Below are 19,072 nucleotides of genomic sequence, written 5' to 3'. Positions count from 1 at the left end.
GCCCCTCGCATCGTCAGCCCCCGCAGACAGCAGACTGTTGATCATCAGGTTTGATGTTCCACAAAGTCACCTGTTACTCCTCAATCTCCACTGAGAAGAACGCTACCTTCACGGAGTGAAGGGCGACAATGAAGAACAGGCTGATTGGGTCGACCAGTCGCATGAGCTTGATGTTTCGCTTTAGTTGTTAATCAATCTGAATGTCGATACTGTCATCCCAATCGGAGAATGCCTGATCGACGAATTCCGGCTCCGCAACTTGTTGTCGAGCAATTTGGTTGATCACCCACAAAGCATCCATCGGCGTCGCAAAGCCATCTCCGTTGACATCGTAGAACGGAGCCGGACCGACCAAATCGGTGATCTCCGCGAACCGTCCCGTTTCCAGGTCAAACACGCTACCGATTGCCAGCTGATTGAGAACAACGAGAGCATCAATGGGGCTAACGGTTTGTGAATCATTGACGTCATACTTATCGACAGGGTTCTGCCAGCCGTTGGTGGAATCCAGCCTGATGTCACTGATCTGAACCTGGCTAGCATCGGTTCCGAACCCCGCCAGATCAAACGTCAACGTCGTCGCTTGACCGCTGGTCGACTCTGGCAATGAAACGAAGACATCGAACGGTTGGCTGTAGTCGATTTTAGAACCGCTTCTGGCGTAACCTTCGATCGATACGCCATCGGCAAATCGGATGGTCCCATCGGGCTGAATATTCAGGATCGCATCGCCACCTGAAATCGATTCAATCGGCTTGAGTTGGCTTGTGGAACTGACACTGTTGATCAGACCAACTTCGAACACCTCGGGGGGATGAATTGGCATTCCAGCGTTCGTTCCCGCGTCGATCTGCAAGCCGCTGATCGTGAAGGACAGCGTATTCTTCCCGGCAGGGACAACGAACGCTTGAGAAATGCTGGACAGCATCACGTTGCTTTCTTGCAAGGTTACCGCACCGACCTGAATGGTTGTGGTGCCGATCGTAGACCATGCAAAATCAGTGGCCAGTGGATCCGATTGAGCAAAGGTGGTGTTCAGCAGCCTTGTATTGACCACGGCCGGATCGCTTATCGGCAAGTCAACAAACTCTGGCTCGGCCGAGGCCATTGCGCTTGATAGAGCCGCACTGCTATCGGGACCAACCTGAACACTGTTCGTTGTCTGCGAACGCTTGCTTTGGTAATCAAGATTCCAAATCGCGGCGACAGGCAATACATCCGACGCAGTCAGACCTTTCACCACAGCCGGATCGAGTTGTCCGCTCATCACAGCGTCAGAATGGTATTCGCTATCCAACTCGCTACCGTTGCGTTCTAAACGCAGTTCTTGATCGCCCAAGTGATAGACCAAACCCTGTTGATCACTATCGACGAAAAATGAAAAGCCCGGCGTTGTAGCGTCGAAACCGAAGGCATGACCGATTTCGTGAAGCAGCACTGACTGCAAGTCATACCCGCTAGCAGACCAACCGAGCCCTGCGGCATCGTCGTCGACGGTAATCATCGCCGCTTCGGGACGTCCCCACTGGTCACGCCGCAAAATCCGAGTGCTAGCGAGTGCCTCGCCAGCAAGATCATCAACAACGAACTGAATATCAACATTTGGAACGGCGTCGATCGCATCGATCCAAGTCTGCATCGCTCGCAGTCCAAGTTCGTCAACCTCAGCGAACATCTCGTCGTCACCTGACGGAATCGTGCAAACGTTGATCTGATCGAACGTAAGCTCCAATTCTGAAGGCAACAGTAGTGGGCTGTAAACCGTTGACGCGAGGACCTCCAATGCCTTGGGAGCCCGCAGTGGCGCGGGAACATTAAAGTTCCCATCGAGAACAATGAACTCGGACGTTCCGACAAAAGCGCTACCGGTGATCTGAACACGCTGAATCACCGATTGGTAGGGATTGATACGCTCGTAAAGTCGTCGCAAGGCACCGTCGCCAAGTGCGGTTTCCAGCTGAGCTGAGTAGGAGAATGAGTATTTGCGTGCACTCGTCGAGATGTAGCCGTGAGCCCCTTTCTTGACCGGATGACCGGCATCGAATCCATCACGCACAAGTTCCCTAAACTCATCGACATCCTGTTTATAGAGTTCCACCAACTCATATTTACGATGTGAGTTCTCGTAGGTGTCGAACGATTCTCGAAGAGACTTCAGCTCCGTCGTCAGCGCCGCATCATTGTTGGAAATGGCGCGTGCAATTCGATCATCAAGTTCGTCCTTGGCAAACTCATAGAACTTGTTGATAGCGTCCGCACCAACAATATCTTTATCTTTAACAACACCTTTCTTGCCGGTTTTAGGGTCAATCTTGTCTTTATCGAAGACCTTTTCCGACTGCTTCGCAATTAGCTTTTCATATTGCTCCAGCGTCGCCGTTGTGAAGTTCAAGTCGAAATCGCTAAGCGGTCCGAGAGGTGTTTTGAATAGGTCAGAAACAATCCGCCATGCGTACGCATATCGCTCTCCTTGCAAAACGCTGAACGGTGTCGACTTTCCGGTGACAATGTTGGTAACCCAATCAGCCCGGAACAGAAATTGATCGATCGATGCTCCGAATGATCCCCGCTCGAATACACCATTGATTCCTAAAGCTTTACCTTGCTCTGAGAATGCGAACTGAGCCGTGATCTCTGTCATCACCGGATTGCGTACTGATTTTTCATCAATGATCCGAATCACCTCGGCAGCTTCTTTTCGCGACAAACGGTTTAGTTTGTCTGTAACCGACCCAGTCCCAGGCTTAACCGAATCAATTGCTTCGTGCATGACTTTATCAAGCTTATTCCAGACGTTGGGCAGGCCGATGCGACCCTTGTGCCCCATGAATTCGCTAAGTGACTTTGAGAACTTGGCCAGGCGGGGATCCAGTGACGAGGATGCGAACTTTTCAAGCTTTTTCGCAACAGCACTGGTTTGCCCGATTTTGCCCTGAACGTCCGGGTCCTTGAAATCCAACATTCTCTTGGCAAGACCATCGGTTTCGTGGAACAGATAATCCTCTGGACCTGGGGCATCGGGCTTGATGACCTCGTAGTAATTCGGCGCGATCGGTTCTTTGATGAACCTCGATGACTCGATCGTTTTCGAGATATCCTTTAATCGCTCAATTTCCGCGGCAGTCAGCCCCTTCAAGCGTTCCTTCGTTGTTGGAAGGTTGAAGAAATCGTTGACTTCTTTTTCAACCTTGTCGAAGTTGTAGTTTTTGTCTCGAAGCTTGTGCTTTAAGCCATCGAAATCAAGCGAATCTGTCCGGACCGCTGCGATCAGTTCGTCGTACATCGCCGTCGGGTTGGTAATGCCCTTTAGCAACGATTCAATATTGCCTACACCGGGACGGCGACCGCCTAACTTTCTAATGACGCGTCCGCCTGTGCGAACAATCGCAGATGACGCTGCTTTTGCGGCCGGGGCGGCGATGAATTCACCGATGGTCGTCAGTGCTTGAGCGCGGACAGTCGCGTCATCGGAGAAGAATTGGTTTGGCAGGTCAATGATGGCATCAATCGCAGCCTTCGCTACAGCAAGTGCGCCTTGCTGCTGGATCGCCGTCGCGACTTTGGAATAGCGTTCCCGCTTAGCACGCTCGCTTGGTAGGCCGTAGCCTTCCATCGAAACCACTGCTGCGTCAGCGAACATCGCGCCGACGTCTAATAGTTCATCTGCAACGGTCAGGAATGTTGAAGCACTAACCGCCGACCAGAACATCAATCGGTTTTTCGCAATGAGGCCCCAATTTGAAAACGGATCGGAATTGACAAGTTGGTCATACTGCTGACTCATCATCCGAGAGTCCGCAGAAATGGCCTTCAAATGCGAACCGATCGTTTTTGATTGGCTATTGGTGTAGGCTCCCAATTGGTTTAGCGTTTTATAGCCAGCCTGGTAGACGTTTTCGATCGACAGTGATTTGAGCGTTTCCGGAGAAGTGAAGACGCCGACCGCAAGCGACGCGTAAAAACCGGTTAATTCGATGACCGGCTTTAGATCTTTCGCGATCGCGGCATTGATGTTGGTTGTGTTTTGGTCAATCGACAACTGGAACTGGCGTGCCCCATTGCCGAGCGGATTCGCCACACCGCTTCCCCAGACGCGTGCGACTCTACCACTGTGTGAGGCGGCGACATCATTGGAGACGCTAGAACCACCAACAGGCACCGCTTTTAAACCGCTTGGGTCAACCATGTTGATCGGATCGCTTCCCGCGTACCGATAGAGATTGGCATCGCCACCAAGAAAGCCACTCGGATCGGCTGATAAAAACCGACCGGTCGACGGGTCGTAGAACCTTGCACGACTGTAGTACAGATCCAGTTCGGGAACGAACTCGCCCCCAGTGTACAAGAACCTTGATTGCGGACCGCTAGCCTGTTGCGAAAGCAAGACGCCATAAGCACCGTAAATCATACTGTCGATTACGGTAGCCTGAGGATCGACAATCAATCGGGTGGACTTTTGACGGTCGTGTAACAGCCAACTAAAGTCGCCGCCGCCAAAGTCTTGGGCATGAACCGAATCGGTTTCGGATTCGCTGAGGTAGACGACATCCACGGTCGCGACGTCATTGGTGTCCACGAGAACTTCGGCAACCAGATCAGTACCGTCATAGATAAACAGTCGTTCCTCGCTGACCGTCAAAGGCTGACCGGCCTCGGCAACCTGAAGCGTTTGTTTGACGCGGCGATCCAAGCCATCGAATAGGAAATCGAGTTGCCACAAGACACTGCCACCGGAATCTTTCATCGTCACTCGAGTTAATCGATTGCGGTGATCCCAATGAAGTTCCTTTGTTTGTCCTGTTGATTCGTCAGTAACGCCAGTCAGGTTGCCTTCGTTGTCATAGCTAAGCGTCAGGTCACCGTTTGAATCCAGCCGGTTTCCATCGCCGACAACAAAGCCATCGTCGAGACGGTTCCCTGCTTCGTCGTACAGATAGCCTTCGTTGTCCAAAGCAGTCGTATCGTACTGGACACCGGTCAAACGATTCGCATCATCGTAGCTGTAAGTCACCACCCCGTTGGAATCTGTCGTGCTCGCAAGTTGACCGTCGGCATAATACGCGTATTGGTACGACTGGAGTGTTGCGCTGCCTACAGTGTGGACAATCGATTCCGCGAGCGCACGGTTGTTCCGATCGATCGTTGTAACGATATCATCGTTGCCATTGGACCGTCGCGTGATTGTGGAATAGACGTTGGCTAGGTCTGTCGCATCGGCTAATTCGATGGACTTGTCCGAAACAAAAGTGCCTGATTGATCAACGCGTTCGAGTTGATGGGTTGCCGGATTAAAGACGTATTGACTGACAACAAAGGGTTCAGCCTGACCGACCAGCGAAACTGCGGTTTCGGTAACTCGTCCAAGCTGGTCGGGGGTGTGCGCGAGATGAAACGACTGGTTTCCGATCACTAGTGTTTGCTGCACTAAGCGGTCAGATGAGTCATCAGTCAGTTCTAAATCGACGGTGGTACCATCACTATCAATTCTGGTCACTCGACCGAGTGCGTCGACTTGAAAATCGATCGCGCCGACTTGAGTTCCATTGGGATCGAACCAAGATTCCGTCACCAAATCGCCGGCGAAGGTGTGCTGGAATGTCGAACGACGACCGTCACGGTCAACCATGGCAACACGTTCGCCTTGAGCATCAAGGGTGTAGGTCTTGGTTCCGAACCGATTCGTCTCGGCGATCAAGCGTCCTTCACCATCGTATTGATACGAGGTGATTTCCCCACCAGCATCAATCAAGGTTTTTAGCTTGCCCGATGGGTCATATTGATACTGCGTGGCGTTGCCAACCGGGTCAATAATTCCAACCGTCTCGTTTCGTGCGTTGTAGCGATATTCAGTGGGGTCGGCTCCGTCAGCTTCGAAGAAGAATCGAAGATTGCCAATCGCGTCAAACTCGTAGCGAATTGTATTGCCGTCCCCATCGGTGGTCTGACTGAGATGGTTGCGGGCATCGTACTGATGAGTTTCGGACCAGTTTCCGATGGCTTCCGATTTCAGATTGCCGGAAGCGTCATAGGTGAAGACACGGTCTGGTTCACCGACCGTTTCGATTTTACTTTGCCGCCCCGCTTTATCGAAATGCATCACCTGGGCGACGACTCCCGTCGCGTCGGTGATTGCGATGGTCGGACCATTCGCTGTCATCGCGTAGTCCCATGACTGCACAATGTCGCCACCGAGCTCGGTTGACTCCATCGTTTTCAATGTCCGACGTCCAACGGCATCGTATTGATAAGTTGTGCGATGCCCCAGGGCGTCAATCAATTCGACAAGATCGCCGTTGTCGTTGTAGTCCATTCGCGTGACGCTGATCCGTGACGCCGCTGCGGTTCCGGTGTCACGAGTGACTTCGGTCGGCTGATTCGAAAGGTTGTAGACGTATTCGATCGCATAGTCGTCGCCGCCTTCGGGAACTTCACGGACAACATTGCCAATCTCGTCGTAGAACATCTGCGTCACGAGGTCGCTAAAGCCTGGCGTCACCGGTACGTTGCTCAAGAAATCAGGCGTTGCCGCCGACCGATGAACCTCGGTGACTCGGCCGAGCCCGTCATAGTGGGTCGTGCTCGCGAAGAATTGCCCCGTCGGATCACGAGGATCCGTTTGTCGAATCAGACGCCCCAGCAGATCGTACTCGAACGTCACTTTCGATTCGGACTCACTGCCCACACCAACGGTTTGTACCAACGGAAGGGAACGTGCATCATAAGTCGTCTCGTGAACGTTCCCCACCGCATCAACGAGACGCACAAGGTTGGCGACTTCGTCGTACGTGTATTCTGTTACATCTCCAAATGGATCGGCAACCGTTAAGATCCGACCAAGACCGTCATAGGTTGTCGTGGTTTCGTTCCCACGCCCGTCCCTGGTCATCGTCGTGTTGGTGTCTGGGTAGAATGTCATGGACACATCGCCTTCACCATTGGTTAGCGATGTTTCTCGATCCATCGAATCGTACGTCCGTTGTGACGTACCAAACTTGTCGGTCGCCACAACGAGGTTGCCGTACCGATCTGCGGTGTAGCGAATTTCATCACCGACGGCGTCAATGATCGCTGCGGGATAGTTGAGATCGTCGTATTCGAATCGGGTGACGTAGTCCTGGCCGCCAAAGTCTTGCTCCCACACCAAGTTGCCTGATTCGTCGTAAGCAGACTTTTTGTAGAGCCGCTTCGGGTTCAATTCTGTCCCGGCAAGCGTTGACGATTCGATCAAGAGCCCGCTGGCATCGAATACGAATTGGTCTTCAAATCCGGCACCGCGTGAATCGATATAGCTGGCCAGGTACCCGGCCGCATCGTAGGTCCACTGTTCAACCTCACGTTCATTGTCGGACAATGTTCGGCCGCTGAACCGGTCAACGCTGCCTATTTGCTCATCAACCGTGTAGGTGTAGATCGTTGCAAAATCTGGCCCACGCGGATCGATTTCCGTAGCGATTTGCCCGGCATTATCATAGATGTATTGTGTGACTGCGGCAGGCCCTGGACTTAGTTCCGTACCGGTCGGCACAGAAGTCTCCACGACACGACCGATCCCATCGTACTTCGTCTCTGTCGTGTAGTAGTCGCCTCGGGCATCGGTGATTGCAATCACATTGCCGGAACCATCGTACTGATAGGTCGTCGAATTGTGCTCGGCGTCGGTTGCCACCCTGACTCGGTTGGCGGCATCATAGACGGACTCGAATCGTATCGTGTTGCCATCCGAATCAAGCAATGGCCCAACGGTCGCGGTCTTGTTATTGACCGCGTCGTACTCCAATTCGAAGATGTAGCCTTCGGCATTCGTCGTCGAAGTCAAGCGATCATTTTCGTCAAACGAATGGACAATCATTCGCTCGGCAGCATAAGCATCAGCCGCATAGCGTTCGTTGATCACATTTCCGTTGGCATCGTAGCCGTATTGTGTCTCATTGCCGGCGGGATCGATACGCGATATCTGGCGTCCTGCAGGATCGTAGTCATAGGTCATTCGCAAAGGCTGACCGCCAGTTCCCACCCGCGGGCCCTCGGTAACAATTAGCCGTCCGACGTTGTCATAGATGTACTTCTCTGTCGATGGCGCTAGTGGCTCCGACGGAATCCCGCGTGGCCGGTCGACCTGAACGACGCGGTTTAATTCATCGTAGGTGGTGTAAGTGGTGTAATACTGTCCCCGAGGATCTTGGCTCGCGATTTCATTGTTGTTCTTGTCGTATGAATAAACCCACGTCGCGACGGGGCCCGGTGCCGAAGGCGTCCCGGTGTTGTTCGTTCGCGATGTCAGATTGTTCGCACCGTCGTACGTCGATGAACTGTCAAAGAAGCTGCCGCGTGGGTCATAGGTATAAATCACATTGCCAGCTTCGTCGAAATCGAATCGCGTTGTCAAAATGCCGAAACCATCGAATTCGCCGGTACCATCAGCCGCAAGCGGCACCGCGGTTTCTTGGTGAATCGCGATCCGACGGTTCAAAACGTCGAATTCATAGCGAGCGGAAACGCCTCGAGGATCCGTTTCGACCAGCAAGTTGTCGTTCAGGTCATACTCATACGTCGTTGTCAGTGTTTCATCGTTGCCGTCCATCCCTGACGGTCTGACAACTTCGATCAGGTTTCCGCGTGGATCGTACTGCAATGTGGTCGTCCACAGCTCCGGATTGGCGCCCGCACGAGGATCGATCATCGACGTCTTCCGACTCGCCGCATCGTATCCATAGCGTGTCGTATTGCCTTCGGCATCGGTCATCGCAATCATGCGGTTAGCATTGTCGTACTGCATCACCTTGGTGTGAGTCAGTCCTTCAGCATCGGCGATTGAGATTCCGGTACAGAACGTCAGACCTGCGTTGGGCATGATTTCGGCAACCACGTTTCCGGCCGCATCAAAGACGGTACACATCGTGTGCCCCATCGCGTCGCTGGTTCCGATTTGGCGATTGAGCCCATCGTAGTGAAAGACTTTGGTTTCACCCTGAGGATTGGTAACGGACGTCTGATTGTTCGCGTCGTCATACCCGTAGAACCACGTGTGGCCTTGCGCGTCTGTTTTGGAAACCAATCGGCCTGCCGAATCAAATCCGTAGGTTGTGAACCAGTTCGGGTCTCGTGCATCGTACTCTTTGACGATGTTGCCAACAGCGTCATATTCAAACACGGTGGATGCCAGTCCGTCACCGGAAGGCTGAATGCGTTCGATCAACCGATCGAGCTTGTCATAAACAAACTCTGTCGGAGCGATCGTTGGACGCGGATCGGACTGTAATACGAGGTTACCGACATCGTCGTAGGTCGTCTGCACACTGATTGCTGAGCCTGTTCCGAAAGCTTGAATCGTCTCACTGAGAAACAGTCGATCGTCGTACTCGTAACGAGTGATCGTACCTTTGGCATCGACGAAGGTTTCGATCTTGCCGACGTCGTTGTATTGACGCTGCACCTTTGCCGGATTTTCGGAACCGACACCCTCGATCTGGGCGACCATCCGATTGAGTTTGTCGTATTGCCACTGTGTATAGACGTTTGTTCCGGGCTTGCGTTCGGAAAGCTTGTTTCCGAGCGTATCGAACACCTGAACCAGTTCGACTTTTCGATCGTCGCCGACATCATTGCTGAGAGGAATCGTCGTGGTTTGCCGACGTCGATCGCTTGACCAGGAGTTCGTAACCACGTAGGTGTCACCGGACAGGCCTTGATCTTGGCCCGGTAAAGGCCGAGTGATCGTCGCGACGGCGTCATATTTATCGTACGTGTAGGTCGTTTTGTTTCCTTCGGGATCAATTACCTCCGTCACGCGTCCCATGACGTCGTACTTTGTTTCGGTGGTAAAGGCGTTTCCGTTGGCAAGTGAATTCCGTGGATCGGTGACCTTCGTCTTGCGACCGACTTCGTCGTATTCATACGTCGTCGTGCGACCATCGGGATCGATTTCTCGAATCAGCCGTTTTGCACCGTCGTATTCGAAGCGGAAGATATCGGTCGTGTCCCGGGCATCGTCGACCTGCAAGATATTGCCTTCGCCACTATAAGTCGTTTTCGTGACGCCGCCTTCGGGATCGATGGATTCGACGATACGTCCGAATTGATCGATGACGTTTGTCGTGGTGTGCCCAAGTTCATCCGTCGTTGTTTTCAGTTGGCCTTCGGGATAGTAGGTGAATGTGGCTGGCTGAGAGGCACCATTGGTTTCACTTTCCAATCGGTTCCGCGAATCGTAGACAAATTCGCTGCGGAATTCGTTTGCCGTATTGGGGGCGAGAACAGTGGCAATTTTGTTGCCGCCGAGGTCATATTCATACCGAGTCTGCTGATTTTCGGCGTTGGTCATCAATGCAACTTGGTTGAACAAGTTGTACAGATACTTCGTCGTTTGGTTCTCTGTAGTGTTATAGATCGTGGTCTGAAGCACACGGTCGGCATGGTCATAGACCGTTTCGGTGCGCATATCGGGCAAGGGCCCCGTTTCTGCGGTGACCCGTCCGCGACCATCGAGGGTATTCGTAATGACTCCCCCGTGATGTAGCACCACCGAAGTCGTCCGTCCGGCATCGTCAAGCACGTAAGTCGTTTTGCGTCCGAGCGTGTCGTAGCTGGCAACGGGTTCGTTGTACTCGTTGTAAACGGTCGCGATGACAGATCCATCGGGCTGTTTAATCAGGTGCACATCGCCGCCTGCCTGAGCCGCGATGCCATAGCCAGCGTTCAACTGGCCAATCGCATAGGCATACTCAGTTGTCAGATCGAGTTCACCGACGGCTTCGATCTTCATCTTTTGCCGGTCGAGGATATCCCACTGTGTTGTCGTCGTGACATTGTCACCATCGACACTTCGGATCTGATTCCCGTGAGCGTCGTAGTCGTAAGTCCGAGTCACCGAGGGCATTTGTTCCAGCCCACGTTTAGTTTCCGAAGTGATGCGGTTCATCGCATCACGCGTGTATTCGGTCTCGAAGCCGTTTGCGTCAATGACGCTTTTCACATAGCCCGATGGAAAGTAGGTGTACGTTCGCTTGCCGTCTTCGAAAATCAACTCGGTCATCAAACCTTGGGAATCGTAATTCCGATCGATTTGATGGCCCAACGCATCCGTAGCGACATCAGGAAGATAGCCATGCCCTGAGTCATACGTGTATTGCTGAATCGTTTGCGTCGGGCTTCCTGCCGGTGCATGCGGATCGCTGATCGTTGTCTGAAGGATATTGCCTCGGGTGTCGAGCGCATGCAGGGTTTCTCGTCCAACTGCATCCGTGATTTTGACCGGGATATTGTACGAATCGCTGTAGGAAAACTCCTCGTCGTAATCGTAAACGATCGTCTGCGTTGCAGGTGAGCCATCGGGATAGTCGGTTTGCGATACGACATTGCCCAGGAAGTCACGGACGTAACACGTCAAGTTCCCGACCGCGTCCTTCTCGACAAGCACCCGTCCCCCATTCAAACCACGTCCGACTTGCTTGGTCTGACGTGCGTCATCTTTGGAGTCATGGTACTGACCAAAACTGGTCATTTTGAACTCTCGACGCGTCCCTTTGAAATCCGTGTGCATCGCCGAAGCGGTATAACGCACCGCCGATGACTCCGGTGGGTCACCGCCACACTGACTAACCAGGTCTTCGCTAAGCTCCGCCGTCGCTGGGCTCGACAAAACATGCAGTTCCTCAGCCATGGTCGGATCAGAAATCTTCTCCGGATCGGCAAGGAACATGACTTGAGCTGCCGTAAGTGTCGTCGTTTTCGCATCGACACGTTTGCCGCTTTCAAAACGACCGTTCAAGTCGTTGTATTCGTAGGTCTCTTTGAAGCTACCCGACAAAGGATCGTTGTTATCATTGCCGCGAGGCAACGTTTGCCCCGTCATCAGATGCACACCGATTTCGGGATCATCTTGATGGACGTATTCGTATTGGAAACTCAGTTTTGCACCGTCGGGGTGCACGATCTGTTCAATGTTCCCATCGTCGTTGCTGATCGTCGTGGTCCGATTGATCGGATCGACAACGCTAGTTAGGTAATCTCCCGAATAGACAAGCGTCGTCTTCATCCCCACTGGGTCAGTCACTTCGACCAGCTTGCCGTCTTGGTGCACAAACTGTGTAGCGTTGCCATTGCGATCGGTAGACGATTCCAGGTAGCCGTCTTTGTCGAAGACTTGCTCGGTGCCGTCTCGCAACCGACGATAAAAATGATTGTTTTCGAATCGCAGTTCGCTGTAGTCTTCAACCGTAGCCGTATACAGATTGCTGCCGTCTTCAGGGGCAAGATAGATATGTTCCAGCCCGTTTCCGTCGACTAACAGGACACCGGCATCCCCGGGATACATCCGTAGGTAACCTTCCAGATTCCAACCGCCACCGAACGGGCTTTCGGTCTCATTAACCACTGCTTCGATTGATGTTTGTGAGATGATTCGCCCGTCGTACGAATCCCCATTTCGACGCATCAACCCATAGCTGACTTCGAACGTGTATAGCCCCGTTGGTGCATCAGACAGGTCAAGTTGCAAGCCAACGCCGTAAGTTTCCTTCTCTTTGGCTTTAGGTAGCTTGAAGTAAGCAAACCCTTCTTGCAGACCATTGCTTTGCGCAGTCGCTGAATCAATACCGTCTGACGAGTATCGTTTTCCGTCGGGTCCGATCGCGGTCACCTGATAGGCAAGACGGTCGTTGGCACTATCGTAGGTGACTTTGTCAAGCGAAGTCAGGTTCAGGTGATGAATCGGACGCGGGTCAGCTCGAAGCGAGTCGTAGTGCAACACCAGACCGCGTTCGGTTTCGAGGCTTCGATACGTCACCAACGGTACGCTTCGCTGAACTGCTCCTGAATGGACCTCGACCATCGCGTTGACGCCGGCTTCGACTTCCAGCGGACGCGATGGAAATCCCAGCATCGATGGCGTTTGGTTGTATGGCGTTGGTGCCAATGCCAACAAAGTTCCTGACGCTTCGGGTTGAACCGAAATCCCACGTGGCAAATTACCACCAGGAAGCGGCGCGTACGTATTTGGCGACTCGCCATTGGGTCCGACATTTGGAACGCCATAGGCCAATACAAAGTCGCCACCGACATCGATCGTGTGGAATCTGAAGTCCGCAGCTTCCGCGAGTTTTGGATCGACACGATCGATCGGCAGCGTCGACAGTGGCCCGCGGAGCAATCTTGCCAACGGACCGTTCGCTGCCGGGTCTTCACCAATTTGGCTCCACGAAGGCACCGAATCCGCCTTCGCTTCCGATTCGATCAACGCGATCATCGAACTGAGATCGTACCCAGTCACGATGTCTTGTGCTTGTTGTGGTGCAAGCACCAGACCGCTTTGTAGTGACACTGCGATGTCATCTGTGAAACCGTTCACAATCGGTGTCGTCGCCGCAACCAAGCGTGGCTTGGTCAATGGGTCGTCAAAATCACCAAGAGGATTTCGGATGAAGCCGATGGTTCCGCCAGCGGCGATCAATTCGAACTGAGTCTGACCCGATTGATCGGTTTGATAGGCGTTGTATGCGAAGAAAGGACCGATGTTCGGGTCGTGCTTCGGATCGCCTTGAACAAATTGGCGATATCCAGAGACAACGGCGTAGGCTGGGTGCTTGCCGATCTGATCTTCGAAGGTATTTGCAGGAATGTACTGAACGCCTTGGGCGTTGCTCACACCGTGGACCTGTGTGCCACGCCCTTCAACCAGGCGTGGAATGGCGCCATAACTTTCAAAGCCTACGGTTTCATACTGCCACGGGCCCTCGTCTTGCTTGCGAATCACAGTCAAACCGAACGAGTCGGCGACGCGATCGGTAACCAGCATGACGTCTGGGTCGTCCGTCGCAGATAGTTCGTACGGACCTGGGCCGACAACCGTGACCGCCTGTTCGTCATCCGCTGGATCAAACGCCAACTCACTTAAAAAGTTTCCGTCTTCGTCACGGAGCGGAACCGACAGGACGACACCCTCGTTTCCGCCACGCACATTGAACAGGTCTTGTTGCGGAGCGGCGACAAACAATCGATTGCCACCGCTATCAACAGCCAAGCCCCGTAGGCCAATCACGCCGACAGTGCCAACACCCGGAATGGATCTCGGAAACGCGATCGTCTGGATGGTTTTGTTGTAGGTAGGCGAATACGGATCCGTATCGATGACATAAACACTCGCCGATCGATAATCCGATACAAACAGCCTTCGCCCGGATGGCGCAAACGACAAATCGAATGGCTTCGCACCTTCGGGCAAAGCGATGGTGTTGACTCCCAGTGTTTCTGGTTTGTCGTCGTCATCTGGAATCGTATCGATCTGCTGAAGTGCAATCGTATCCACGACGGCGACCATCCCTTGATCGATCGTCACATAAAAACGTGAACCGTCAGGACTGGCAGCGGTCTTTCGTGGCGTCAACTTTGATGAAGCCTGTCCGTTGACAAGCTCGATCGATGCACGAGTGAATGGGTTAAGTTTTGACTCACTATCAGGTTTGGCAACAGAACAGCTGAGATCGAGTTCCCCTTCGTCAATGCTCGCACAGATGTCGTAGATCAACACTGCACCGTCGGCACCTGAAGCCACCATTGCGTATCGCTGATCCGGCAGAATCTGAACAGGATTGCTGGTCAGTTCTTGACGTCCAAACTCGTTATCAACCGGCAAGTCCATCGGGCGAGTGACCGTGATGATTCCACCAGCGACCTGCGCACCGACTGGGATTTCGAAACTTAGAAATTCACCATCAAGTGTCAGCTTATCACCGGGAATTCTGATGTCCTTTCCGCCAAGAATCAGCGGCGTGCCGTCTGTGTTGAAGGTATCGCGAGCACCGATTTCGATGGTCACGTAAAGATCTTCAACTTTGGATCCTAGCGTCGATCCATCGAGCTGCGGCACGTTCTTGTACGGATTCTCCATTACAAAATCCGTGCCCTTTAATTTCACAACGAATGACCCGTTGTTTGACGGCGGAACCAATTCGGCATCGGTCAATGTCGGCGGGGTGTTGCGAGTTTGTGAACGAGGAACCGCAGGTAGAACAATGGTTGGTATAGAACCCGTTTGAATACTGACGTTTTGGTTTGCGGTTTCGACCAACCCGGACGGTGTTGTCTTGTACTGGGTCAAGACATAGTCGATGGAATAGACCGCTGGAACGAGGAATGTGCCAAAGATATCGTTTGCCGCGTAGTACTTCGTCGAACCGTCGGTCGCGTCGTTGATCGCGGCGTCCATACTGACGACCGCGTCACCGAACTGCGCGTCACCGGCTGTCGAAATGCGTGTACTCAAATCCGACATCGCGCCCAGGGCTGTAAACAGTCCCGGGCTGGCGGCGAACATCATTCCTGAAGGGCTGAATTGGAAGAGGTTGTTGTTGCCATCCAAAATACGCCCCGAGACGCCGACATTCGGTGGGCTTGTCGTATGCATCTGGCCATCGCTTCCGACTCGCATGACATCGACGATCATCCATGTCTTTAGCGGTCCAGTGTCGTCACGAAGCACTTCGACTTCTCGGAACAGATAGGTCACATCGCCCGGTGACAACCCCGGCCCCGCAGGAATCGAAATCTGAAGTGGGTAATCCGCTTCGTCGGGCACTCCCAAGATCTCAGCCCCGCCCGCGAAAGTGAATCCGGGCGGTAAGGAGAAGGGCAGGTCAGTTTGCAAAGCGGCATCGATGCTGATATTTATCGTGTCATCCAATGCACCTGTTGGAATGCCGACGATGATGCCATCGTTGCCAGCGATCAAGCCGCCTTCGGGGCCAACAGATGTGTCCGTTGTTGGGCTGGTGATATGGAATTCGGTTTCGAACGTTTTGCCACCCCGAACCACGGTTACCCGAGTCGTTCCCGCGGCCAATGCGGTCAACACCCCATTGGAATCGATCGATGCGAGCGTAGGGTCTTCGACAACATAAAACGTTTCGGCATCTGCGGTAACATCCACCACATCCTGCGAAAGCCTCTGGCGGACGATAAATGGACGTTGCTGGCCTGGTGAAAGCACATAGCTATCTGGGTAAACATCGATAAATTCACGAGACGCTCCGCCCACATTGATCGCCAATGCGGCAGACAATCCAAATGCGTTGACTTGCAACGCGCCGTTGCCAACGCTGCCGCCGATGATGAAACCGAGATCTGTTACTTGGAAAACACCCGGTGTCAGCGATAGGTAGTCAATGTCGCTTGGTGACAATCGCTCTCGCGTTCCATCATCTAACAAGCCGAAAATTCCGATCTCGATTGATTGTCCCAATCTGATCGAGGGATCCAAACGATCGAATTCCAATCCGACATAGCCGCCCGACTGGACTTCGATCGTTCGATCAAACGGTGTCGATTGAAGGATACCGTCGGCGGAGACCATGGTCAGCTGAACGATGCCGTCTGAAACCGCTGGCTGCACCAGTACCAGTCCGCCTCCGATCGCAGTCGCGGTAGCGTTCGAAGTCGAAATCACATCGGTCCAAAACTCGTCACCCTCCGAATCGGTCCAGCCATCATTGGCCAAGACAACGAAACTTGATTCTGTCCTGACCGATGAAAGACTAGCGGTCGTGTAGGTCGGAGCAGTATTCAAACGAAGCCCGAACTGAGATCGCAACGCGGCATCGTCGGTATCGTCAATGACTCCGTTGCGATCCATGTCGGCTTCGAGAATGTAGTTCGCTTCACCTTCGATCGATCCGAGGGCAGCACTAACGATCGAACTATCGAATGCATCGATGACTCCATCGGTGTTTGCGTCCGCAGCTAGATAGATACTGGCCGAATATGAAATCCCCTGGCTACCATCGATAAGCAATCGATAGGTTCCGGGATCGGAAATGGTAAACGTCTTTACGGTGTGCGCACCGTCAACGAGCGTTGTACCGGCAACGAGCCCGACGATATCGCCAATGCCGTCGACAACATCGATACCCAACGTTACAGCACCGGTAGGGCTCGATCGCAATTCACCATCAGTCACGGTGAATGTATACACAGTCGGGGTGATTCCGTGCGTTCCGACTAGCGGAGCGGACACCAATTGATTGGTGCCGCCAAGATTTGGTTGCACCGATGACGTGTTGACAGAACCGTTTAGATACTCAAAAGCTTTTCCGTTCTGCCCGGAATCTGTTAGAACAGCCAAGCGATCTTGATTGTCATATCCGAACATGGTGCGGGAGCCGATGACAGGTTCCAAAGTCGCGGCAAGTTTGCCATCGTCATCGTAGCGATAGAATCGGTGCTCACCACCCGGACCTATCAGTTCACTAATTTGCCCCGAGGCGTTGCGAACGATGGAAAGACGCTGGCCTGATGGAGCGATTATTCCGCTGTCAGTCACGCGCAAGGATGTCGTACCGCTTGCCGCCGTGATCCGGCTCAACCGATACCCCGTTGAAGTACGGACAAGCGAATGCCGTTGTCCGGTTGGGGAAACAAGTGTGAATGCAACGTCGCCTTCGGCAACAACACTTGGGTTGTAAGGCAATCCGCTGCCGACGACATAGTACTTTCCGCCCGCTTGACGCAAATTGGCAGGGTACGATTCCAATTGCCAATCGGTTGTTCCAGCCGCATCCCATGCTGGCGTAAACGTCTCGATTGAACTGTTAACCTGTGCTATCGGATCAAAGCTAAAGCCTACGCGATCACCTGAGGGCAGTGTCACATAGACGCGGCCCTGATCGGTCATCGCGGGAAACTCGGTTGCCTCCGCTCCGCCCACACTCATCGACAGTTGTGGCTCTAACAATGGAATCGCCCACTTACTGCCGAATGCAGAATCCTGCGCCGTCATTGTCAGCGAATCATGGACGCGAGTGACAGGAATGGCGATCCCATCCAGAACGACCGACATATCGACGGAGCTTTCCAAGAGTGCCAGTGATTTGCTTGATGAGTTGATTTCGATCGCATGGTCTGTCTGCGATTGAAGACCACCAAAGTCACTTGCCGTCACGCGCAGAGTATAGAAGCCGTTGGCAAATCGGCCCGGATCGATCTCGATGTTTTGCGTGATGCTGGTTGTGCCTTCGGCAATCAATAAGGCTCCACTACCACCGCGTGGAATCAGTTCGATTCTGTAGTCTGCCAAGCCGGCATCAGAAATATTGACGATGATGTCGCGAGGCTCGGTGAATACCGGCGGCGTGAGTTGGAGGACTTCGATTCGTGGAGCGTCGAAATCCGACGGGTCGCGTACGTACAATGGCGATGTCACCGTTGTCGTCCGGCCTTCGGCATCCGTTACGATCGCGGTTATTTCGAAACGCCCTGGTTGTCCGGAAACAAAATGCCCGCGTCCCAGATCGTCGAGCTCAATGAGCTGGCCATCGATCAGCAATGTCGCGTCGCCCAATGCAACATCACTGTCTGAAATTGGCTCGATCGTGATCGGCTGCCCTGGCGTGGCGGGAAAGCTTGGCGTTGTCACGATGCGCACCTTCGGCCCGGCCGGTTCAACCGAAGCCACGATGGTCAATGGTCGCTGCGTCACGAAATCGCCGTCGTCCGCAGTCACGCGAACGGTGTAAGTTCCTGCTTGAAAACTGGCCGCCGTCCAGCGAATCACGTCATCTGGGTCTAAAGTGGCACCAGCGGGTAGATCGCTAACCGAAAGTGTCAGTGAATCGCCGTCGGGGTCGATTGCAGAAATCGGGATTTCAAGCAGTTGACCGATTTCCGCTTGTCGAAGCTGAGGTAGTTCCAGCACCGGCGCACGGTTCGTCGACAAAATTCGAACATCGACATTCAACGTATCGATGTCGCCAGCCGGGTCGGTGACTTTGAATGGAAGCACGTAGTCGCCCGCAGATTCAAAATCGATATCCCAGATGACGGTTCGTGACAGTGGATCGAACGTGAATCCGTCTGGTGACGTACCGTCGAAGCTGTAAACCAATGACTCTCCATCAGCGTCGCCCGCATTGACCGCAAAGACCAACTGATCGCCTTCGCGTGTGAATAGCGTCGGCAACCGACTGAATCGTGGGGCTTGGTTCGTATTGGTCACATTGATGAAAACGTCTTCGCTGCGTGAACCGGCCCCATCGGTCGCGGTGATACGGATGCGGTACACACCGGACTGTGATTGATTGGGCGT

General features: G+C 53.3%; 1 protein-coding gene (only partly in view). It reads right to left on the bottom strand.

The features are described 5' to 3' along the window. Positions 1 to 187: 187 nt before the first annotated feature. Positions 188 to 19,072 carry the 3' portion of a CARDB domain-containing protein gene (locus tag LOC67_RS15185; protein WP_230263459.1) on the bottom strand. It continues 18,417 nt past the right edge of the window, so 18,885 of the gene's 37,302 nt are visible here — the last part of the coding sequence; its start codon lies off the right edge, out of view; its stop codon occupies positions 188 to 190.

It is taken from the genome of Stieleria sp. JC731 (genome assembly GCF_020966635.1).
Taxonomy (GTDB): Bacteria; Planctomycetota; Planctomycetia; order Pirellulales; family Pirellulaceae; genus Stieleria.
This window is presented reverse-complemented; position numbering and strand designations above follow the sequence as displayed.